Raw genomic sequence first — 20,316 nt, 5'->3', positions numbered from 1 at the left:
CCACGCCGGCCTGTTCGGGGTGGTGGAGGGCGGCTGACCGTGGTGTCGGATCCGCACCCGGAGGCGGTCGGGTTCGCCGGACGCTACGACTACGGCTACGGCTACGACTCGGCCATGGTCTTCCCGCCGGCTTCCCGGCGGGGCCGGCGGGCGGGCAGCCCTGCCTTGGCACGCCAGTAGTCCGCGTCGCGCGGGTCGGCCAGCCAGCCGGTCAGCCGTTCAGCCCCTTCCCGGAAAGCCCGGGGCAACAAGGCCGGATCAGCGACGGCACGGCTGAACCCGTCGACATCGTGGCTCGCGTGATCGGCATCGCACCAGCAGGCCACGTTCACCGCCGCGTCGACCGCGAGCCGGCCCAGGTCTGTCCACACCACCTGGAGCAGGAACTCCAGCTGGTCGCCCCCGCCGGCGTGCTCAACGACGTCCAGGCCGAGGATGATCGGCGTTCCCGGCTGAGGTCCGGGGAAGACCGCGTGCTCCGGAGCCCACTCCCATTCCGCCCCGATGCCGTCGGACCGCACCGCGTCAACGGCACGGGCCGCATCCTTCAGGGCTTCCGCACCGGCAGCCGAAAGGCCGGGGAACAGGCCGGCCAAGGGGACGCCGGCGAAGGCACCTCGCTTCATACGTCGATCATCGGCCCTCTCCGGCTCACAGGCCGAAGCCCCGTACTCGTCATGGTCGGTGTCGACCAGACCGTCCACACCGTCCAGCAGACCGGGGAGGAGTCCCCGGGTCTGTCCCCCGGACAGGCTCCAGGAGCTGACAACCAACGGGAAGTGATGGCCATCAACGTAGAAATCAACGGGGAAAAGATCAATTCGCCCCAAGAGTTCCACAGGGTACTGGCGGAAAAGCTGGACTTCGGGCCCTACTACCACCCGAACCTGGCCGCCCTGTGGGACCGCCTCTCGACGGACGTCGAACGGCCTGTCGCGCTCACCTGGCGGAACGCGGAGAACAGCAGGGACGCCATGGGGGCGGCGGCCTTCGACGATCTGCGGAATCTGCTGCTGAGGGTGGAGAGGCAGGACGAGGACTTCGGGCGGGAGGACCGCTTCACGGTGCGATTCGCCCAGGAACCGACGCCGGCCGCCGCGGAGCGGAACCGCTGGGTCAGTCCTTCGCCGGCGGCCCCAGCCTGATCTCGGTGTCGCAGTCGAGGTCCTGCCGGTAGGCGGTCTTGCCCTGGTGGTACCAGAAGCGGCAGCCGGTCAGGTTCTCCCGCACCGGCGCGGTCACGCGGATGCGGGCCATGTAGTAGTAGTCCGACACGCTCTTCGGTTTCACCCGGATGGGCTGACCGGCGTAGTCGTGGAGCTTCTCCGGGTCGGGCATCCCTCCCCGGCCGCCCGTTCGCATCGCCATCGCGTGGCCGCCCATGTCCTTCACGCTGACGGCGCGGTACTCGACGACCTTGAGACCCCGGGGCACACGCGTGACGCGCGCCTTCGTCAGCGAGAGCGGTCTGTCGGCGGAATTGGAGACCTGGGGCAGGGAGACCCAGAACTCGCTGCCGATACGGGCCTGATCGTAGAAGACCGTCACACCGGACTGCGTCCCGCCGTTCAGATCCCGGCCGTCCGCGTAACCGCCGCCGGCCCCGACACCGGAAGCGAGCAGCTTCCAGACGGCGGTGGCCACGACCAGCGAGGCCACCACCGCGAGGAGCGGGAAGCGCTTGCTACTTGACGTAGAGGGCACCCGCGTGGCCACTGTCGATCACCCCGTTCCTTCTCCGCCCGTCGCTGCCGAACCCAAGCGGAGCGGCTACGCGTTCATCGACGCCAGCTCGATCACCGTCACGTCCGACGGCGCGTCCACGCGGGTCGGTGGGCCCCAGGCTCCCGCGCCCCGGCTGACGTAGAGCTGGGTGTCGCCGTAACGGTCCAGGCCCGCGACGGTCGGGTTGGCGGCGGCGGCGATGAGGTTGCCGGGCCAGAGCTGGCCGCCGTGGGTGTGGCCGGAGAGCTGGAGGTCGACGGCGTGGCGGACGGCCTCGTGGATCTGGACGGGCTGGTGGGCGAGGAGGACGCAGGCGCGGGCGGGGTCGCGGCCGTCGAGGGCCCTGGCGAAGTCGGGGCCCTGGCCCTCGCTCGCGCCCGCGAGGTCGTTCACGCCCGCGAGGTCGAAGTACGGCATCTCGGTGCGGGCGTTCTCCAGCGGACGCAGCCCGAGGGTGCGGACCTCCTCGACCCACTGGGCGGCGCCGGAGAAGTACTCGTGGTTGCCGGTGACGAAGAAGCTTCCGTGGCGGGCCTTCAGACCGGCGAGGGGTGCCGCCGCCGGGCCCAGATTCTTCACGCTGCCGTCCACCAGGTCGCCCACCACCGCGATCAGATCCGGCTGGGTGGAGTTGACCGTGTCCACGACCCGCTGGGCGAAGTCGCGGCCCAGGACCGGGCCCAGGTGGATGTCGCTCACGACGGCGATCCGGTAACCATGCGCCGCCCTCGGCAGCTTGGCCAGCGGCACGGTGACCCGCTTCACGCGCGGGCCCCGCAGGACGCCGTACGTCCCCCAGCCGACCGTCCCCACCGCCACCCCGGCGACGACGCCCCCGGCCACCCGGGAGACGAACAGGCGGCGGGAGAAGTCCTGCGGTTCGGGGGCCACCACGGGCGCGGCCACCACGGTGTCCGTGGCCGCCGGGGCCGTGACGGCGGGCGCCTGCTCCGGTGCCCCGGCCGGCACCAGGGACGCGCTCGCCACCGACCCCCGCCGCCGCCCCGCCCACCACCGCACCGGCTCCATCGCCACCGTCGTCAGCAGCAGGTACAGCGCCAGCGCCATCCACAGGAACCCCGGCCACGCCAGCGCCCGTTGGAGCCAGAACGGCGCCCCCGACCGCTCCGCCACCAGCGCGGCGACCATCAGCAGCGGGCCCGCCACGAAGAGGGCCGTACCCGCGCGGCGGGCCGCACCCGGGGCGCGGGTCGTGTCACGGACCAGGCGGCGCCAGACGTAGTGATGCAGGCCCACGACTACGGCCACTACGGCGAGGGCGACCAGTACGAAGACGATGACCACCGAGACCGCTCCCGTCCTTGACTTGGGGATGTTCTACCAGTCGGTCAGATCCACCAGGACATCGCAGTGCGGGTCGTCGGCGGACGGCCGCCGGTACTGCCCCTCCTCGACGAGGCTCGGCACAGCGGCGATCAGCGCGGTGAGGGATCCGGTGAGGCGGACGTCGACCCCGGCGACACCGGGGAGGTCCGGCCGCTGGACGTACAACCGCAGCACACCGTCGCCCAGCAGCAGGAACCCGATCAGGAAGGGGTTCTCGTCGTCCCCGGGGTCCGACAGCGCGCGCAGCACGGTGAGCGCCAGGCCCTGTTCGGGTTCCGGGTCCGGGGTGATCTCTTCGGGACGGAGCCGTACGACAGTCATCCCCATGGCCTCACCGATGTCACCGGAGCTGTAGAACCGGGGGCCGGACAGAACCGTGCGCAGAATGCCGGGGATGTAGTACGGGGCGACCGAGTCGTGCGGAATCTCGTACAGGAAGGTGGCACCGTCCTCGTCGTCCCCGGCGTGCACGGCGACCCGCACGGCACCCGCCGTGGGCAGCACTCCGCGCAGACGGCAACCCTCGGCGAGGGGTGCGTCGAGGTAGTACAACAGCAGCCGGCCGACGGCGGCTTGCCACTCCCGGTCCTCGGGACCGGTCACCGGCCCTATGACGTCCGCCGCAATGCGCGCAGTCCGCGCAACCCGATCACTCCGATGACGGTCCCAAGGATGAAGGACACGATCGCCAGCAGCAGGTGGACCCAGAAATAGGCCGTCGGGTCGCCGTTGTGGAAGGCGAGACCACTGCCGTCTGCCACCAGGTTTTTAACGAAAGTGATCCAGATGAACCAGCTCCACACCCCGAAGGCGAGCAGGAACCAGGACACCGGGCGGCTGAGCTTCATGCCTCCAGTATCGCCGCCCGGTGGCCGGTTCCTGGCCCGGGGTGGGGTGAGGAAGGCGACTTCACCGCGCGTCGCAGGTACGTTCTCGACCGTGTCCGCACCTCAGAAGATCGGCAAGCGATCCTTGTCGATCACTTCCGCCACTTTGCTGATCGCTTCGCTCACGGCGCTCACCACGCTCGCCGCCCCGGCCGCCCTCGCCGCCCCGAAGCCCTCCGGCAGCCCCGCACCCTCCACGAGCCCCACCGCCACTCCCCCGGCGGGCATGTCGAAGATCGGCGGCGACCGCCTCGGGCAGCCCGGTACGCAGGTCAACCTCGCCGGAGGCGTCCCCGCGCTGCCCGAGGACCTCACCGCCCGCTCCTGGATCGTCAGCGACGCCGAGTCGGGCGACGTGCTCGCCGCGCACAACGCGCACTGGCCGCTGCCCCCGGCGAGCACCCTGAAGATGCTGTTCGCGGACACCCTGCTGCCCCGCTTCCCGGGCACGGACACGCACAAGGTGGCCCCCGGCGACCTGGCCGGCGTCGGCGCGGGCTCCAGCGTGGTCGGGATAAAGGCGGGCCGCACCTACTCCGTGCGCGACCTCTGGCTCGGCGTCTTCCTGCGCTCCGGCAACGACGCCGTCCACGTGCTGTCCGCCATGAACGACGGCGTCCCCGCCACCGTCAAGGACATGCAGGCCCACGCCGACCAGCTCCAGGCCCGCGACACCCACGTGGTCAGCCCCGACGGCTACGACGCCGACGGCCAGGTCTCCTCGGCGTACGACCTCTCGCTGTTCGCCCGCTCCGGGCTCCAGAAGAAGGACTTCCGGGAGTACTGCTCGACCGTGCAAGCCAAGTTCCCGGCGGGCACCAAGAACTCGGGCAAGGGCAAGAAGGTCACCCGGTACGACGAGATACGGAACACCAACCGCCTGCTCAGCGGCGACACCGACGTACCCGTCTACCAGGGCATCGCCGGGGTGAAGAACGGCAACACCACGAACGCGGGCGCCACCTTCACCGGTGTCGCCGAGCGCGGCGGCAAGGTGCTGCTGGTCACCGTGATGAACCCGGCGAAGCCCGAGCACAACGAGGTCTACAAGGAGACGGCCAAGCTGTTCGACTGGGGCTTCCAGGCGGCCGGGAAGGCCCAGCCGGTGGGGACACTGGTCCCGCCGGAGAACGCGGTGACCGCTCCGCCGAGCGCGTCGGGGTCCGCCGCCGCCCCGAGCACCGCACCGAGCACCCCCAGCACCCCCGACTCCCCCCGCGCTTCCGGCGCCCCCGGCGCCCAGCCCGTCGCGAGCGCCGCCGTCGAGGGCGGCCACCGGGGCGCCGGGACCGCGCTCGCGATCGCCGGCGGACTGGTCGTGCTCCTCGCGGGCGCGGCCTTCCTGGTCAACCGCCGCTGGCCGCTGCCCGACCTGCTGCACCGCCGGAACCGCCCGTGACCTCCCCGGACGCCTTCTCCTGCGTGCCCTCCCCGCTGGTCGTCGCCGTCCAGGCCGCGCTGTAGAGCAGGATCTTGCAGGTGAAGTTGATCCACAGCAGCAGGGCGACGGGGACGCCGAACGCGCCGTAGACGCTCTTCGCGGCGACACCCTGGATGTAGCCGCTGAGCAGCAGCTTGAGGAGTTCGAAGCCGACCGCGCCGAGCAGGGCCGCCACGACCAGGCGGCGGCGCGGCGGTTCGACTCCGGGCAGCAGGGTGAGCGCGTAGAGCAGGACCAGGAAGTCGGCGAGCACGGCGACCGCGAAGGCGGCCGCCCGCAGCAGCGCGGTGCCCCAGCCGTGCTCGTCGAGCCCCGCCTGGTGGGCCACCCAGCCGATGGCGGCCGAGGCGAGGGTGGAGGCGGCCAGGGTGAGCAGCAGGGCGCCGCCGAGCCCGATCAGCACGCCGGCGTCCTTGAGCTTGGCGACGACCGGGTTGATGCCCCGGTCGGGCAGCTCCCAGACCGCGCGCAGACAGTCCCGGATCTGGCCGACCCAGCCGATGCCGGTGAACAGCAGCGCGGCACCGGCGATCACCCCGACCGTACCGGCGTTGTGCACCAGGGCGCCGAGGTCCAGTTTGTCGGCCAGACCCGGGAACTGGGCCGCGATCTGCTTCTCGACCGTCTTCTGCCGGGACGGGCTCAGCGTCGCCGCGGTGATCGCCGCGGCCACGGTCAGCAGCGGGAACAGCGCGACGAAGCTGACGAATGTCATCGCGGCCGCCAGCCAGGTCCAGTTCACCCGGTCCAGGCGCGCGTACGACCGCCAGGCGTGCGTGGTCATCAGCCAGGTGACCACCGGCCCGATGCCGGGGAGCTTTTTCAGCCAGTCCATGATCCGTCTTCTGCCCTCGTCGCGGGAACTCCATGTGCCGGTTACCCCGATCCGCCGGTCCGGCACCGCACTTGTACCGCGTCCGGGCCGCATCCGTGCCGCGTCGCACTAATCACCCATTGCGGGGAGCCCGGCGCCGCCTTGCGGGAATCACCCATATGCGGGCGATACGGTCACGGGCATGTCTGCTGTCCCCGGGCCTCCCCGGTCCCTGCTCGTCCTCGGCGGCACCTCGGAGATCGCGCTCGCGACGGCGCGCCGCCTGGTCGCCCGCCGCACCCGTACCGTCTGGCTGGCCGGGCGCCCCTCCGCCGCGCTCGACCGGGCCGCCGCCACCCTGCGCGGCCTCGGCGCCGACGCGCGCACGGTCGCCTTCGACGCCCTGGACCCCGAGTCCCACGAGACGGTGCTCGGCAAGGTGTTCGCGGAGGGCGAGGTCGATCTCGTCCTGCTGGCCTTCGGGCTCCCCGGCGACCAGGCGCGCGACGAGAGCGACCCGCTGCGCGCCGTCCGCCTCGCCCAGACCAACTACACCGGCGCCGTCTCCTCCGGCCTGGTCGCCGCCCGCGCGCTCCAGGACCAGGGCCACGGCGCCCTGGTGGTCCTCTCCGCCACGGCCGGCGAACGCGCCCGGCGCACCGACTTCATCTACGGCTCCAGCAAGGCCGGCCTGGACACCTTCGCGCAGGGCCTGGGCGACGCGCTGTACGGCACGGGCGTCCATGTCATGGTCGTACGGCCCGGGTTCGTCCGGACCACGAAGACCGCCGGGCTCGGTCCGGTGCCGTTCTCCACCACCCCCAAGGCGGTCGCGGCGGCCGTCGAACTCGGGCTGCGCCGGGGCTCGGAGACGGTGTGGGTGCCGGGGTCGCTGCGGCCGGTGATGGCGGCGCTGCGGCACACGCCCCGGGCGCTGTTCCGCCGGCTGCCGCTGTAGCCGGCGGCCGACGCTGTAGCTAGCGGCTGGCGATCGTGCCGCGCTCGGCCGGGTGGCCCACCTGCGGCGGTACGACGGTCGCGCCGAACTGGTAGTCGCGCAGCCGGCCCCACACCCCGTCCGGCCCCTGCTCGTACAGCGCGAACCCGGCGCACGGCCACTCGGCCTCGAACCCGGCCAGCTCCTCGAACGCCTGGTCCATGGCGGCCTCTTCGATGCCGTGCGCCACGGTGACGTGCGGGTGGTACGGGAACTGCAGCTCGCGCGGGACCGGCCCCGAGGCGTCACGGACCCGCTGCTGCAGCTCCGCGCACTCCTCGGCGCCGCGCACCACGCGCACGTAGACGACGGGCGAGAGCGGACGGAACGTGCCGGTGCCCGAAAGCCGCATCGGGAACGGGCGTCCGGCGGCCGCGACGGCGGCGAGATGGGCGTCCACGGCCGTCAGGTCCGCCGCGTCGACCTCGGTCGGCGGCAGCAGGGTGACATGGGTGGGGATGCCATGGGCGGCGGGGTCGCCGAAGCCCGCGCGCCGCTCCTGGAGCAGGCTGCCATGAGGCTCCGGGACCGCGATCGACACGCCGAGCGTTACGGTCCCCACGTCGTCTCCCGTCGTCACGTGTTGTCCTGCCGGCCACCTTCGCCCCGGCCACCGGCTATCGACTGTACGGCCACGGCCGTCCCCCGGGCAGGCGCAACGGACGTGATGTACGGCGCTTCTCCCCCGGGGACACGCGTGCGGTCGTACGCCCCGGGCGACTGGTGCGCCCGGGGCCCCGCGCAGTGCGCTCGCTCAGTGCTTGGCGGGCAGGAAGCCCACCCGGTCGTACGCCTGCGCCAGCGTCTCGGCGGCGATCGCGCGCGCCTTCTCCGCGCCCTTGGCGAGGACCGCGTCCAGCGTCTCGGTGTCGTCCAGATACTGCCGGGTGCGCTCGCGGAACGGCGTCACGAACTCGACCATGATCTCGGCGAGGTCGGTCTTGAGGGCGCCGTACATCTTGCCCTCGTACGCCTTCTCCAGATCGGCGATCGAGGTGCCGGTGAGGGTGGAGTGGATGGTGAGCAGGTTCGACACGCCGGGCTTGTTCTCGGGGTCGAAGCGGATCACCGTGTCGGTGTCGGTGACGGCGCTCTTGACCTTCTTGGCCGTCGTCTTCGGCTCGTCGAGCAGGTTGACGAGGCCCTTCGGCGTGGACGCCGACTTGCTCATCTTGACGCCCGGGTCCTGGAGGTCGTAGATCTTCGCCGTCTCCTTGAGGATGTACGGCTTCGGAATCTCGAAGGTCTGGCCGAAGCGGCCGTTGAAGCGCTCGGCGAGGTCGCGGGTCAGCTCGATGTGCTGGCGCTGGTCCTCACCGACCGGGACCTCGTTCGCCTGGTACAGCAGGATGTCCGCGACCTGGAGAATCGGGTACGTGAAGAGGCCGACGCTCGCGCGGTCGGCGCCCTGCTTGGCGGCCTTGTCCTTGAACTGGGTCATGCGGCCGGCCTCGCCGAAGCCGGTGAGGCAGTTCATGACCCAGGCGAGCTGGGCGTGCTCGGGCACGTGGCTCTGCACGAACAGGGTGCAGCGGTCGGGGTCCAGACCGGCGGCGAGGAGCTGGGCGGCGGCGAGGCGGGTGTTGTCCCGCAGCTCCTTGGGGTCCTGCGGGACCGTGATCGCGTGCAGGTCGACGACCATGTAGAAGGCGTCGTGGGTCTCCTGGAGGGCCACCCACTGGCGCACGGCGCCGAGGTAGTTGCCGAGGTGGAACGAGCCGGCGGTGGGCTGGATTCCAGAGAGCACGCGGGGTCGGTCAGTCGCCATGCCCCCCATTCTCTCAGGTGTGGGGAGCGGCGACGGCACCGATACCGACCCCGCGCTCAGGAAAAAGATCAGCCCAGGTCGATCTCCGGGTACAGGGGGAACTCCGCCACCAGGTCCGTCGCCCGCTTCGCGATCTCGTCCGCCAGCTTCGGGTCCAGGAGGTGCTGGGCCTTGGAGGGGGCGCCGGACTTCGTGGTGCCCGGCTGGGTCGTCGTGAGGACGCGGTCGATCAGGCCCGCCACCTCGTCCATCTCCGCCGTGCCGAGCCCACGGGTGGTGAGCGCGGGGGTGCCGACGCGGATGCCGGAGGTGTACCAGGCGCCGTTGGGGTCGGCCGGGATGGCGTTGCGGTTGGTGACGATGCCGGACTCCAGCAGGGCGGCCTCGGCCTGGCGGCCGGTGAGGCCGTAGGAGGCGGCGACGTCGATCAGGTTGAGGTGGTTGTCGGTGCCGCCGGTGACCAGGGTGGCGCCGCGCCGCATCAGGCCCTCGGCAAGGGCGCGGGAGTTGTCCACGATCCGCTGGGCGTAGTCCTGGAAGGCCGGCTGCCGGGCCTCCGCCAGGGCGACCGCCTTCGCGGCCATCACGTGCGGGAGCGGGCCGCCGAGGACCATCGGGCAGCCCCGGTCGACCTGGTCCTTCAGCGAGTCGTCGCACAGCACCATGCCGCCGCGCGGGCCGCGCAGCGACTTGTGCGTGGTGGTCGTGACGATCTGCGCGTGCGGGACCGGGTCGTAGTCGCCGGTGAGGACCTTGCCCGCGACCAGGCCCGCGAAGTGGGCCATGTCGACCATGAGCGTGGCGCCGACCTCGTCCGCGATCTCGCGCATGATCCGGAAGTTCACCAGCCGGGGGTACGCCGAGTAGCCCGCGACGAGGATGAGCGGCTTGAAGTCGCGGGCCTGGGCGCGCAGCGCGTCGTAGTCGATGAGACCGGTGGCCGGGTCGGTGCCGTAGGAGCGCTGGTCGAACATCTTGCCGCTGATGTTGGGGCGGAACCCGTGGGTGAGGTGGCCGCCCGCGTCCAGGGACATGCCGAGCATCCGCTGGTTGCCGAAGGCCTGCCGCAGCTCGGCCCAGTCGGCCTCGCCGAGGTCGTTCATCTGGCGGACGCCCGCCTTCTCCAGGAAGGGGACCTCGACGCGGTCGGCGAGGACGGCCCAGAAGGCGACGAGGTTGGCGTCGATGCCGGAGTGCGGCTGGACGTAGGCGTGCCGGGCGCCGAACAGCTCGCGGGCGTGCTCGGCGGCGAGGGACTCGACGGTGTCGACGTTGCGGCAGCCGGCGTAGAAGCGGCGGCCGACGGTGCCCTCGGCATACTTGTCGCTGAACCAGTTGCCCATCGCCAGCAGCGTGGCCGGGGAGGCGTAGTTCTCGGAGGCGATCAGCTTGAGCATGTCGCGCTGGTCGTGGACCTCCTGGCCGATGGCGTCCGCGACGCGGGGCTCCACCGCGCGGATGACGTCCAGGGCGGCGCGGAAGGCGGTGGACTCGACGGAGCCGGACGGGGTGGCGTTCTCGGGCGTGTTCTCGGACATGGGGACCTCCGGACAGGGCGCGTCAGTGTGTCGGCGTGTTCGGTTCGGCCCAGGCGCACGGCACTCGCTGTTCCCGGGCCGCTCCCCGATGGTCGGTCCCATCCCAGCGCGCCAGTCACGGCCCACGGCCACCATACCGGCCGGGCCGCGTCCGCTCCCCCCTGTCCTACAGTCGCTACGTGCTCTTGGGAATGATGTGCGCGCTCGGCGCGGCGGTCTGCTTCGGTACGGCGACGGTGCTGCAGGCGGTGGCGGCGCGGGCGGCCACCGGGCCGGGCAGCGGGCCGGACGGCGGCTCGGGCGGCGGCTCCGGTGGCGGTGAGGTCGCGCTGCTGCTGCGGGCGGTACGGCAGTGGCGGTACGCGGCGGGGCTCGCCCTGGACGGGCTCGGCTTCGTCTTCCAGATCCTCGCGCTGCGCTCGGTGCCGATCTACGCGGTGGGCGCCGCGCTCGCCGCGAGCCTCGCGGTGACGGCGGTGGTCGCGGCGCGGCTGCTGCGGGTACGGCTGAGCGGGGCGGAGTGGGCGGCGGTCGGCGTGGTGTGCGCGGGGCTCGCGCTGCTCGGCCTCGCCTCGGGCGCGGAGGGCGACCTCGCCGGACCCGGCTGGCTGCCGTACGCGCTGCTCGGTACGGCGGCCGGGGTGCTGCTCCTCGGCGCGGTCGGCGGCCGTCTCTCGGGACGGCCGCGCGCCCTGCTGCTCGGCCTCGGCGCGGGGTTCGGCTTCGGGGTGGTGGAGGTCGCGGTCCGCCTGGTGAACTCCCTTTCCCCGTACGACCTGTTGACCGACCCCGCCCTCTACGCCCTCCTCCTCGGCGGTGGCGCCGCCTTCCTGCTGCTGACCTCGGCCCTGCAACGCGGCTCGGTCACCACGGCGACGGCCGGCATGGTCCTCGGCGAAACCCTGGGCCCGGCGGCGGTGGGCGTGCTCTGGCTGGGCGACCGCACACGGGACGGGTTCGCTCCGCTCGCGGTGCTGGGGTTCGCGGTGGCGGTCGCGGGGGCGCTGGCACTGGCGCGGTTCGGGGAGGCGCCGGGGGCGGAGGGGGCGGGGGCCGGGGTGGCGGCTAAGCGGGTGGGCTGAGGGGGGCGCTCCTGCGAGTGCGTGCCGCTACGGCCGCGTACCGCTACTGCCGCGTACCCCTACCGGCCGCGCACCACTAGGGGAGCGCCCGGCACAGCGCCTCCAGCGCCTCCTTCCACGCGCTCTCCGGCGGTGTCCCGTACCCCACGACCAGCGCGTCCAGCGGTGCGGTGACGGCGTCGGGGTGGCGGTAGAAGGAGAGGCCGTGCAGGGCCAGGCCCTGCCAGCCCGCGGCCTGGACGACCGAGCGCTCGGTGCCGGGCGGCAGCCGCAGTACCGCGTGCAGCCCGGCCGCGATGCCGGTGACGTGGACGTCCGGTGCCCGGTCGGCGACGGCCGCCGCGAGGGCGTCGCGGCGGCGCCGGTAGCGCAGTCGGGCGGCGCGGACGTGGCGGTCGTAGCCGCCGGAGGTGAGGAACTCGGCCAGGGTGAGCTGGTCCAGGACACCGCAGCTGTCGATCCGGCCCTTGGCCCCGGCCGTCTCCGCGCGCAGGGCCGGGGGCAGCACCGTCCAGCCCAGGCGCAGTCCGGGGGCGAGGGACTTGCTGGCGGTGCCGAGGTACACGACGTGGTCGGGGGCGAGGTCCTGGAGGGCGCCGACGGGACGGCGGTCGTAGCGGAACTCGCCGTCGTAGTCGTCCTCCAGGATCAGCCCGCCGGTGCGCCGCGCCCAGTCGACGACGGCCGCGCGGCGGTCGGGGTGCAGCGCGGTGCCCATCGGGAACTGGTGGGCGGGGGTGAGGAGGACAGCGTCCTCGCCGCTCAACTTGCGGGTGTCCGTGCCGAGTTCGTCGTACGGCAGCGGGACCGTGGTGAGGCCCGCCTCGTGCAGCAGGGCGGTGTACGCGTCGAGGCCGTACGACTCGACGGCGACCCTGCGGGCGCCCCGAGCGCGCAGCACGGTGCCGAGCAGGCGCAGGGCGTGCGAGAAACCGGCGGTGATCAGGACGCTGCCGGGGTCGGCGCGTACGCCCCGGACGCGGGCGAGGTAGCCGGCGACGGCGGTGCGCAGTTCGGGGCGGCCGTGCGGGTCGCCGTAGCCGAGGGCGTCGAAGGGGGCGGTGGCCAGGGCGCGGCGGGCGGCCTGGAGCCAGGCGGTGCGCGGGAAGGCGGCGAGGTCGGGGGTGCCGGGGACGAGGCTGAGGGCGGGGCGGCCGGGGGTGCGGTGCCGGACGGGGGCCTCCGGTGCCGTGGCGGGGGACATGGCACGCTCGGCCACGCGGGTGCCGGAGCCCTGGCGGGCGGTGAGCCAGCCCTCGGCGACCAGGCCCGCGTACGCCTCGGCGACGGTGTTCCGGGCGATCCCGAGGTCGGCGGCGAGCGCGCGGGAGGAGGGCAGCCGGGTGCCGGGGGCGAGCCGTCCGCCGCGTACCGCGTCGCGCAGCGCGTCGGTCAGGCCCTGGCGCAGGCCGGTGCCGCCGGCCGGTTCCAGGTGGAGGTCGATGCCGAGATTGGCCCACGATTCCGCCATGGGAATGGACCATACTCCTGGGCCGCCGCGCTCCTAGGCTCGACGCATGGACACCACCGAGTACGTCCCCGAGCACCCCGCCCGCCTGGCCTGGACCGAGCACGCGCCCGACGTCTACAAGGCGATGGTCCGCCTCGACATCGCCGCCCGGCAGGGCCTGGACCCCCGCCTCCTCGAACTGGTCAAGATCCGTGCCTCCCAGCTCAACCACTGCGCGTTCTGTCTCGACATGCACACCAAGGACGCGCTCGCGGCGGGCGAGTCCGTGGAGCGGATCGTCCAGCTGAGCGCGTGGGACGAGTCGCGCCACTTCTACACGGAGAAGGAGGCGGCGGCCCTCGAACTCACCGAAGCCGTCACGGTGTTGACCGAAGGCTTCGTCCCGGACGAGGTCTACGACCGCGCCGCCAAGCACTTCGAGGAGCCGGAGCTCACCCAGCTGATCGCCGCCATCACCGTGATCAACGCGTGGAACCGCTTCGCGGTGACGACCCGAATGGTGCCGGGGCACTACACACCGGGCCAGCACAAGTAACCCGTCGCTGTGCGCCGGAGGCTCCCTGCGGCATGATGACCGCCGTGGAGACCGACATACTCATCGACGCCTGGAAGCGGCTGCTCACCGACCCTCACAAGTCGTGGGTGCTGTTCGAGCACGGCACCTGTGTGGTGCTGACCGCCCCCGAGGACGACCTCGCCGCGCAGGCCACCGACATCCTCGGCCTGTTCGGGCCCGTCCACGCGGGCGGTCCCGCCGGAGACTTCCGGGTGATCGAGATCGAGGACATCGACGGCTGGGTGGTCACCGGCCATCACCCCGACGTCCTCACCTACGTCGCCCCCGACGAACCCGGCGGCAACGACCACCTCTCCGTCGGCCTCTGCGGCCGCGCCCAGCGCGACCAGGACGGCACGGAACTCCACGTGGTCCATGTGGAGGACAGACGCGGGCTCGCGGACCCCGCGTAAGAAGCCGCCCTCAGCGGACAGCCCCCTCCGGCCACAACACCCGCACCGGAACACCGGCCCGCCGGGCATACGCCACCACGTCCGCGGTGCCCCCGTATCCCCGCGCCGGCTTCCCGTCCCACACGGCGACCAACTCGTCCACCAGCCCGACCAGAACCTCGGACCCGGCCTGATGAGCCTCCGAGGTCGACTCGACCAGCCCGGTGTGATGCACCTCCGCGGCACGGGCGATGAGCCGGTCGTAAACGGGGTGATGCCGGCCGGGCAGCCCCGCCCGGTACTCGCCGGCCGGCACCACCACCTCAACCCGCCCCCCACACGCCAACACCGCTTCGGCAAACCAGGCGTCGGGCCCATCGGCGATACACGAAACACCGACCAGCTCAGCGGGGTCGTAGCACTCGGCCTGGGCAGCGAGCAGGGCGCGCACCCGCACCTCCACGTCCGGGCCGAGTCCACGGTGCCCGGTGATGCCGACCCTCATGCGTGCCCACTCTCCTACAGGTAGACGTTGTGCAGGCGTTCGTCGAAGTCACGTACCGCCTTGGGCGGTGAGTCGCTGGTGAGGCTACGGCGTACGGCGCGGGCGCGTTCCACGATCCGGCCGGACCGGTATTGAATGCCGACCTCAAGCGCGCGGGAGGCAAGGGCGAACGCGGCCTCCACCCGTCCACCGGCGAGGTGCCCGGCAGCGATGTCGAGCACCAGCAGGGCACGTTGCTTCGCATGGCCGGTGGTCAGCGCCGCCACGTCCTCATCAACCACCCACTTGGCCAGCTGGAGACGCGCGCCGCAGGTGACGCGGCAGGCGGCCACCTTGTCCGGGGTGAAGGAGAACACCCACGGCCATGGGGGCGGCTCCTGATCGGCCGTCAACGCTTCCGCGTATGTGCGAGACGCGGTCAAGGACCGGTCGGCTCCACGGCGGTCACCGGCCGCCGCATACCCGAGAGCCTCGACGCTCGACAGCCACGCATCGGCGACGGCCGGACGCTGGTCGCCGAGCACCCGTCGGGCGCGGCGGGCGAGGTTCAGTGCCTCCACGCCATTTCCGGCGTGTGCCTCGAACTGGGCGAGCGTGCCGGTCTGGTAGGCGGTCAGGAGCGCATCCCCGGCGGCTCGGGCGGCCTTGACGGCACCGCCGTACCAGGATCGGGCCGACCCGTGATCGCCCCTGTCCCAGGCAAGCCAGCCGGCAAAAGACGCGACCTCACTGCCCACGGCCGCCAGCAGCGCCCGGTCTGTGTCGCCGGTCGCGGCGCGGGGATGCTCTGGACGAGCCGGATATGACCGTCCACCGCGTCGGCGAGGTCCCGGGAGGGAGTGGTGCCGTCGAGTCTGCGGTAGGCGCTGGTGGTCAACCGCAGAGCGGCGGCTTGTCCCCTGCTTGTGTCGTGCCTGTCCGGCTCGGCGGTCAGGATGGGGGTTGCCATCGCTGCGACCGCGCCGCCCAGGATGGTGCGTCGGTGCATGGGATCATCGTCTTCCGCCTGTTGCCGCGCCGCGCGCCCGTCTGCCAGACCCACCAAAACCGGCGGAATCTGAAGATGTGCGGCCGCCGCGGCCAGGACGTCGGTGGGGTAGGAGGCCGGGCCGCGCTTCTCCAGACGGGAGACTGCGGACTGGGACAGACCAAGGGCCTGTCCGAGTGCCACCTGCGTCATCTGCTGCCCCCTGCGGGCCAGTTCGATGACGCGTCCGTAGTTCCCAGCCCGGGACGCGTCCCGGATCGGGCCTGTCTGGAAGTCCACGACACCCCCACGCTACGAGTCCCTGCGGCGATCGGCGCCTACTCGTACCCGCTGAGCGCATATCCGTATGCGCATGCCGCATGGGTGATGGTCTCATGACGCATGGTGATCGTTGACTGGGTGTCGGAGCCCAACTGCCCCGCACCCGGGGTGTTTCGGACTCGTGGTCGCGCGGCCGGCCGGTGAACGCCGGGCTTTCGCGACCCTCGCACTACGATCCACCCCTGTTGGAGGCGTACATGAGCACTACCTCCGTGAGTACCTGGCCCAGTAGTCCGGCTCCCACCACCGAAGAGGTGTTCGCCTTCGCGGACCTGGAGATCGGTGCGGCTGCCACCGAGCGCTGGCCACATGCCCACCTCGACCTCGGATCCCACGTGCCCGGCGTCACCGGATACGTGCGCCGCATCGTCGTGGACGGCCGTCCGCTGTATGCGAAGTATTCGTTGCTCGGGGTGTCGCTGGTGTCGCTGCTGCGTGGCACTTGCGGCCCCTGGCCCCAGGTCCGGGCGGCTCAGCGGCAGTACGTGTTGCGTCCGGACACTCTGGTCGAGAGGGAGGCCGCGCAACTGCGACTCCTGCTGGGTGCCGGACGCCCTCGGGTCTGCCCGGTGATCGGCGTGGGCCGGGGTGTGCTGTTCACCGAAGCCGTCACAGGGGCGAGCCTGGCCCAGCTCCTGTTACAACGGCCGGAGCAGAGCGCCGACTTGCTGGTCGGAACATTTGATCTGCTGCACGACCTTCATCGTCGGCCCACCGCGCAATGGCCGGGCCCCATGAGAATCACCGGTGAGCGCAGCATCGCGGGCACCTTCCATCGGAAGTTCAACGGGCTCTCCGGACCCGTCTACGTGGAGCGGCTCGGGGCAGGCCGATGCCCTGCCGGTGACCGGGAAGAGGTCGTCGCCGGGCTGCGCCAGATCGTCGTCCGCCTTCACCAGCTGCGGACCCGGGTACTGCCGCAGTCACCACAACGGGTGCTGGCCTACGGCGATCTCAAACCCGAACACGTTCTCTACCCGGATGGGATCGACAAGCCGCCGGTGTTCATCGACCCCGGCCTCCTGCTCGCCGGGACGGCCGTCGACATGGCGAAACTGATCAGCCGTACCGTACTGACGCTGGCGGCGGCCCGCCCTGGGCCGTGGACGGGCAGGCACTTGCTGCATGGCATCGGTGTCTTCGCCAACACGCGGAGGGACGGTCTGTCGGACGAGGAACGCCACGCTTGGCTCCGGGAAGTACTGGGGCTGTGGCTGATGGACACCGGCAACATCCTCACCACCTATCTGTCGGCGCCCACCGAACTCCCTCTTCCCGCCCTGGGCGAGACTCTGGTGGACCGGGCGGCCGATCTGTGCCGGATGGTCGACCGGATCAGCGCCGGCCTGGCCTCAACAGGCGACACCGGAGCCGTGTGGGACAACGCTCTCAGCCACGCGCAGGAGGTCGCCGCGTGACGTCGGCGGCTGTGGACACAATCGGTGTGATCGGTGCGGGGGCGGTCGGACAGACGGTGGCCGCCATGCTGGTGGCTTCGCACCTTCCTGGACGTGTGCTCGTCGCCTCCCGCCTCCTCCACCAGGCAACGGCGCTCGCCGCCGACCTCGACGACATGCGCCAGGCCATGGCGTCACCCGTACGGCCCGAAGCCTGTCCGGTGGCGGGCCTGGCCGACTGCGCGGCCATCGTCGTCGCCGCGCGGGCCTCCTTCACCAACACGCACACGACCGACGTACGGATGGGCGGCGCCGCCGCCAACGTCTCCGTCGTCCAGGCGCTCGCCGTCGCCCTGCGCGGCTACGCGGGAACCGTGCTCGTGGTCACCAACCCGGTCGACCTGATGAGCAGACTGTTCGCCGAGACCTCCGGCTGCCCACGTGTGTACGGCATCGGCTCGAACCTCGACTCGGCCCGCTACCGGCTCTCCGTCGCCCGCCTGCTCGAAGTGCCGGCGGACGCCGTGCACGGCCATGTGATCGGCGAGCACGGGGATCACGCTGTGGTGTGCGCGTCATCGACCACCGTCCATGGCCGTCCCGTTCCGGTACCTCTCGCGGAAGTACGCACCGAACTGCGTACCCGCCCCGGACGGATCAGCCACGGTGTCGGACGTACCCGATCCGGACCCGCGGGAGCCGTGCTCTCAGCCCTTCGGAAGAGCCTCGCCCTGGCCGACGGGACCGAAGAACTCAGCACTCGTCACGGCGACAACTGGCTTGGTGTTCCGTTGCGTTTCACCGCAGGTCAGCCCGTAGTACGTCTGCCCGACCTCAGCGCGGACGAGCACAGCCAACTGTCCATGGCAGCTGCCAAGCTCCGTACCGCTTACCAGGCGTTACGGCTGTCCTGACCCGCCCGGCCGACTGGAGATGAACGACGTGAACACCCCAACCGCCACCCGTCTTCGCGCCGCGAACGCGAGCGTGACGGTCCTGAGCAACACCCCGTTCGTCACGGACTGGACCCGCCGCTACTTCGGTTCCTGGTGGAACGCGTTCGAAGTCCCTGCCGAAAGCGTCTGCGCGGGCCCACTCGTCACCGCCGGCATCGACGACGGGAAGTACGCCGAGACGCTCGCCCTCGTCACGAACGGCCCGCACGACGACGTCACTTACGCCAAGGCCAAGCTGCTGCTCGTTCGGGACGGTACGGGCGACGTCACGGGCGTCTCGCCCGAGGAGGGACTCGCCTACCGATCCGATCAGCTCGGCAACCATGTCGCCATCACCGGTCGTACGCCCGAAGCTCTGGCGCTGGCCTCGGCACGGATCGCGCGGGAGGTGATCCGTGCGGCATTGCTTCGTGACGGGTGGACACTCCTGCACGCCTCAGCTGTCGTCCATGAGGGCCAGGCCCTGCTCGCCTTCGGGTCCAAGGGGTCGGGCAAGACCACCACGGCGCTGCTGCTGGCGCGTCGCGGTGCCCGTCTGCTCGCCAACGACCGGGTGTTCGTCAAGCCGGTGGGCGGTGAGCTCCGGTTGCTGCCGTGGCCGTCGGCGGCGGCCGTCGGCCTGGGCCTGCTCGACGCCCTCGGTCTGTACGACGTCGTACGCAGGCGGCTCCAGGCGGGCGAGCGACTTCACCCCACGCAGCACCAGGAGGTCACCGACGCGCTGCTGGCCGACCGACGCGAACCGCTCTGGGAGCCGGGCGGCACGCGGGAGAGGAAGGTGCAGGTGTTCCCCGACCAGTTCTCCACCTGGTTCGGCATGGAACTGGCGGCCGGCGGGAACGCGGCGACGCTGCTGTTCCCCCGGATCGACCCCTCCGCCGCCCCTGCCGTGATCAACGGTGCCCGCACCCTGAACGAGGCCGACTTCATGAGCGGCGTCACAGAGGACCGCTACCCCGACCACTTCGGTATCTCTCAGGGCATCAACGGCGGAGGCGGCGACGTGGCCCGCGCGACTGTCGCCGACCGACTCGCCCAGCTCCCGCAGCACCAGGTCGTCCTGGGCCACGATGTCCAGGCCAACGCCGACTTCCTGGCCAAGCTCACCGACGTCGGGTGAGGACGTGGTGCCGGGTGGCGGCGCTCGTACTCCACCCGGCACCCGTCGTCACGACAGCCAGCTCTTCCACTTCTCCGGGTGGGTGTCCACCCACTTCTTCGCCGCTTCCTCGGGGGGCAGTTTCTGGTCGGCGATCATCAGCGAGACCTCGTTCTGGTCCTCCGTCGTCCACTGGAACTTCTTGAGGAAGGTGGCCGCCTCGCCGCCGGACTTGGCGAAGTCGGCGTTGAGGAATTTGCGGAGGGGGGTGTGGGGGTAGGCGCAGGTGATCTTAGCCGGGTTGGTGTCGCAGCCCTCCTTGTACGGGGGGAGTTTCACCTCTGTCATGGGGATCTTCTCGAAGAGCCACTGGGGGGTGTACCAGTAGGTCAGGAAGGGCTTCTTCTCCTTGGCGAACTGTTTCATCTGGGTGATCTGGGCGGCTTCGGAGCCGGCGAAGACGACCTGGTAGTTCAGGTTCAGGTTCTTCACCAGGGCCTTGTCGTGGGTGACGTAGGCCGGGGAGCCGTCCATGAGCTGGCCCTTGCCGCCGCTCTCGGGGGTGTGGAAGAGGGAGGCGTACTTGTCGAGGTTCTTCCAGTCGGTGACGTCGGGGTGCTGCTTGGCGAAGTACGTGGGGACGTACCAGCCGATGTGACCCGTGACGCCGAGGCCGCCCGCCGCAGTCACCGTCTTCTTCTCGTCGACGTACCGCTTCTCCTGCTCCGGGTGGCTCCAGTCCTCCAGGAGCGCGTCGACGCGGCCCTGGCTGAGGGCGTCCCAGGCGGGGATCTCGTCCACCTGGACGGTGTCGACGTGGTAGCCCAGCTTGTGCTGGAGGATGTACTGCGCGACGGCCACGTTGGACTGCGCGCCCACCCAGGACTGCACGGACAGGGTCAGGCTCTTCGGGCCGCCCGCGTTCGCGAAGGGGCTGGCCTGCTTGGTCATGTCGGCCGCGCCGCAGCCGGTGAGCAGGGCGAGCGCCGAGGCTCCGGCGAGCGTCACACCGAAAGTCGTACGGATACGCAT

At 71.5% G+C, this 20,316-nt stretch carries 22 protein-coding genes and 1 riboswitch; of the genes, 9 read left to right on the top strand and 13 right to left on the bottom strand.

What is annotated here, in order from left to right:
* Positions 1–101 precede the first annotated feature (101 nt).
* The gene (locus AB0898_RS08050; RefSeq protein ID WP_366801983.1) at positions 102–704 is read right to left on the bottom strand and encodes a hypothetical protein; all 603 of its coding nucleotides are present in this window, start codon (positions 702–704) and stop codon (positions 102–104) included.
* Positions 705–782: 78 nt separating this feature from the next.
* On the opposite strand from AB0898_RS08050, the gene AB0898_RS08045 reads away from it, so the two are divergent.
* Positions 783–1,145 (top strand): barstar family protein, encoded by a 363-nt coding sequence (locus tag AB0898_RS08045; protein ID WP_366801982.1) that lies wholly within the window; start codon positions 783–785, stop codon positions 1,143–1,145.
* Here the strand turns inward: AB0898_RS08045 and AB0898_RS08040 are convergent.
* From AB0898_RS08040 to AB0898_RS08025, 4 genes are all read right to left on the bottom strand, one after another.
* Positions 1,117–1,704 carry a hypothetical protein gene (locus AB0898_RS08040; protein WP_366801981.1) on the bottom strand — a complete coding sequence of 196 codons (588 nt, stop codon included), beginning with the start codon at positions 1,702–1,704 and terminating at the stop codon, positions 1,117–1,119. The two genes, AB0898_RS08045 and AB0898_RS08040, sit on opposite strands and share 29 nt — an antisense overlap.
* Positions 1,705–1,770: 66 nt before the next feature.
* Positions 1,771–3,030, bottom strand: a complete 1,260-nt coding sequence (locus AB0898_RS08035; RefSeq protein WP_366801980.1) for a metallophosphoesterase — start codon at positions 3,028–3,030, stop codon at positions 1,771–1,773.
* 33 nt (positions 3,031–3,063) lie between these two features.
* Positions 3,064–3,675, bottom strand: a complete 612-nt coding sequence (locus tag AB0898_RS08030) for a hypothetical protein (RefSeq protein ID WP_366801979.1) — start codon at positions 3,673–3,675, stop codon at positions 3,064–3,066.
* Between the two features lie 5 nt (positions 3,676–3,680).
* Positions 3,681–3,920, bottom strand: coding sequence for an SCO4848 family membrane protein (locus tag AB0898_RS08025; protein ID WP_366801978.1), 240 nt, complete (start codon positions 3,918–3,920; stop codon positions 3,681–3,683).
* 91 nt (positions 3,921–4,011) lie between these two features.
* Here AB0898_RS08025 and AB0898_RS08020 point away from each other — a divergent pair, with 91 nt between their 5' ends.
* On the top strand, positions 4,012–5,358 hold the full coding sequence (locus AB0898_RS08020; protein WP_366801977.1) for a D-alanyl-D-alanine carboxypeptidase: 1,347 nt from the start codon (positions 4,012–4,014) through the stop codon (positions 5,356–5,358).
* Here AB0898_RS08020 and AB0898_RS08015 read toward each other — a convergent pair.
* Positions 5,306–6,235 carry a YihY/virulence factor BrkB family protein gene (locus AB0898_RS08015; protein WP_366801976.1) on the bottom strand — a complete coding sequence of 310 codons (930 nt, stop codon included), beginning with the start codon at positions 6,233–6,235 and terminating at the stop codon, positions 5,306–5,308. The genes AB0898_RS08020 and AB0898_RS08015 overlap by 53 nt on opposite strands.
* Before the next feature lie 181 nt (positions 6,236–6,416).
* On the opposite strand from AB0898_RS08015, the gene AB0898_RS08010 reads away from it, so the two are divergent.
* Positions 6,417–7,172, top strand: a complete 756-nt coding sequence (locus tag AB0898_RS08010; RefSeq protein WP_366801975.1) for an SDR family NAD(P)-dependent oxidoreductase — start codon at positions 6,417–6,419, stop codon at positions 7,170–7,172.
* Between the two features lie 19 nt (positions 7,173–7,191).
* Here the strand turns inward: AB0898_RS08010 and AB0898_RS08005 are convergent, their stop codons facing one another.
* The 3 genes from AB0898_RS08005 to AB0898_RS07995 all read right to left on the bottom strand — a co-directional run bounded on the left by AB0898_RS08005 (position 7,192) and on the right by AB0898_RS07995 (position 10,517).
* Positions 7,192–7,773: a 2'-5' RNA ligase family protein gene (locus tag AB0898_RS08005; protein WP_366801974.1), complete on the bottom strand. Its 582-nt coding sequence runs from the start codon at positions 7,771–7,773 to the stop codon at positions 7,192–7,194.
* Between the two features lie 192 nt (positions 7,774–7,965).
* Complete coding sequence (gene trpS, locus AB0898_RS08000; protein ID WP_366801973.1) at positions 7,966–8,979, bottom strand: tryptophan--tRNA ligase; 1,014 nt, start codon at positions 8,977–8,979, stop codon at positions 7,966–7,968.
* Positions 8,980–9,047: 68 nt separating this feature from the next.
* Complete coding sequence (locus AB0898_RS07995) at positions 9,048–10,517, bottom strand: glycine hydroxymethyltransferase (protein WP_366801972.1); 1,470 nt, start codon at positions 10,515–10,517, stop codon at positions 9,048–9,050.
* 40 nt (positions 10,518–10,557) lie between these two features.
* Positions 10,558–10,646: riboswitch (ZMP/ZTP riboswitch) on the bottom strand.
* 62 nt (positions 10,647–10,708) lie between these two features.
* Between AB0898_RS07995 and AB0898_RS07990 the strand changes: the two genes are divergently transcribed.
* On the top strand, positions 10,709–11,599 hold the full coding sequence (locus AB0898_RS07990; protein WP_366802207.1) for a hypothetical protein: 891 nt from the start codon (positions 10,709–10,711) through the stop codon (positions 11,597–11,599).
* A 76-nt stretch (positions 11,600–11,675) separates the two neighbouring features.
* Here AB0898_RS07990 and AB0898_RS07985 read toward each other — a convergent pair whose 3' ends face one another.
* Complete coding sequence (locus tag AB0898_RS07985; protein ID WP_366801971.1) at positions 11,676–13,070, bottom strand: PLP-dependent aminotransferase family protein; 1,395 nt, start codon at positions 13,068–13,070, stop codon at positions 11,676–11,678.
* A 46-nt stretch (positions 13,071–13,116) separates the two neighbouring features.
* Between AB0898_RS07985 and AB0898_RS07980 the strand changes: the two genes are divergently transcribed.
* Together AB0898_RS07980 and AB0898_RS07975 are read left to right on the top strand one after the other, a co-directional pair.
* Complete coding sequence (locus AB0898_RS07980) at positions 13,117–13,605, top strand: carboxymuconolactone decarboxylase family protein (RefSeq protein WP_366801970.1); 489 nt, start codon at positions 13,117–13,119, stop codon at positions 13,603–13,605.
* 35 nt (positions 13,606–13,640) lie between these two features.
* Positions 13,641–14,039, top strand: a complete 399-nt coding sequence (locus tag AB0898_RS07975) for a hypothetical protein (protein ID WP_366802206.1) — start codon at positions 13,641–13,643, stop codon at positions 14,037–14,039.
* A gap of 10 nt (positions 14,040–14,049) precedes the next feature.
* Here the strand turns inward: AB0898_RS07975 and AB0898_RS07970 are convergent, their stop codons facing one another.
* A complete protein-coding gene (locus AB0898_RS07970; protein WP_366801969.1) occupies positions 14,050–14,523 on the bottom strand; it encodes a hypothetical protein in 474 nt (157 codons plus the stop codon).
* 14 nt (positions 14,524–14,537) lie between these two features.
* The gene (locus tag AB0898_RS07965; RefSeq protein ID WP_366801968.1) at positions 14,538–15,260 is read right to left on the bottom strand and encodes a DNA-binding protein; all 723 of its coding nucleotides are present in this window, start codon (positions 15,258–15,260) and stop codon (positions 14,538–14,540) included.
* A gap of 769 nt (positions 15,261–16,029) precedes the next feature.
* Here AB0898_RS07965 and AB0898_RS07960 point away from each other — a divergent pair.
* Genes AB0898_RS07960 through AB0898_RS07950 form a run of 3 tightly spaced genes read left to right on the top strand, consistent with a single transcriptional unit; the run spans position 16,030 to position 19,305 of the window.
* Positions 16,030–17,250, top strand: coding sequence for a hypothetical protein (locus tag AB0898_RS07960; protein ID WP_366801967.1), 1,221 nt, complete (start codon positions 16,030–16,032; stop codon positions 17,248–17,250).
* Positions 17,247–18,143, top strand: coding sequence for a lactate/malate family dehydrogenase (locus AB0898_RS07955; protein ID WP_366801966.1), 897 nt, complete (start codon positions 17,247–17,249; stop codon positions 18,141–18,143). Before AB0898_RS07960 ends, AB0898_RS07955 begins: the two co-directional genes overlap by 4 nt.
* A 28-nt stretch (positions 18,144–18,171) precedes the next feature.
* On the top strand, positions 18,172–19,305 hold the full coding sequence (locus tag AB0898_RS07950) for a hypothetical protein (protein WP_366801965.1): 1,134 nt from the start codon (positions 18,172–18,174) through the stop codon (positions 19,303–19,305).
* 48 nt (positions 19,306–19,353) lie between these two features.
* On the opposite strand, the gene AB0898_RS07945 is transcribed toward AB0898_RS07950, so the two are convergent.
* Positions 19,354–20,316, bottom strand: coding sequence for an ABC transporter substrate-binding protein (locus AB0898_RS07945; protein ID WP_366801964.1), 963 nt, complete (start codon positions 20,314–20,316; stop codon positions 19,354–19,356).

This window comes from Streptomyces sp. NPDC005435, assembly GCF_040703155.1.
Taxonomy (GTDB): domain Bacteria; phylum Actinomycetota; class Actinomycetes; order Streptomycetales; family Streptomycetaceae; genus Streptomyces.
Note: the sequence above shows the minus strand (reverse complement) of the source record. Positions and strands in the feature narration are given on the sequence as shown.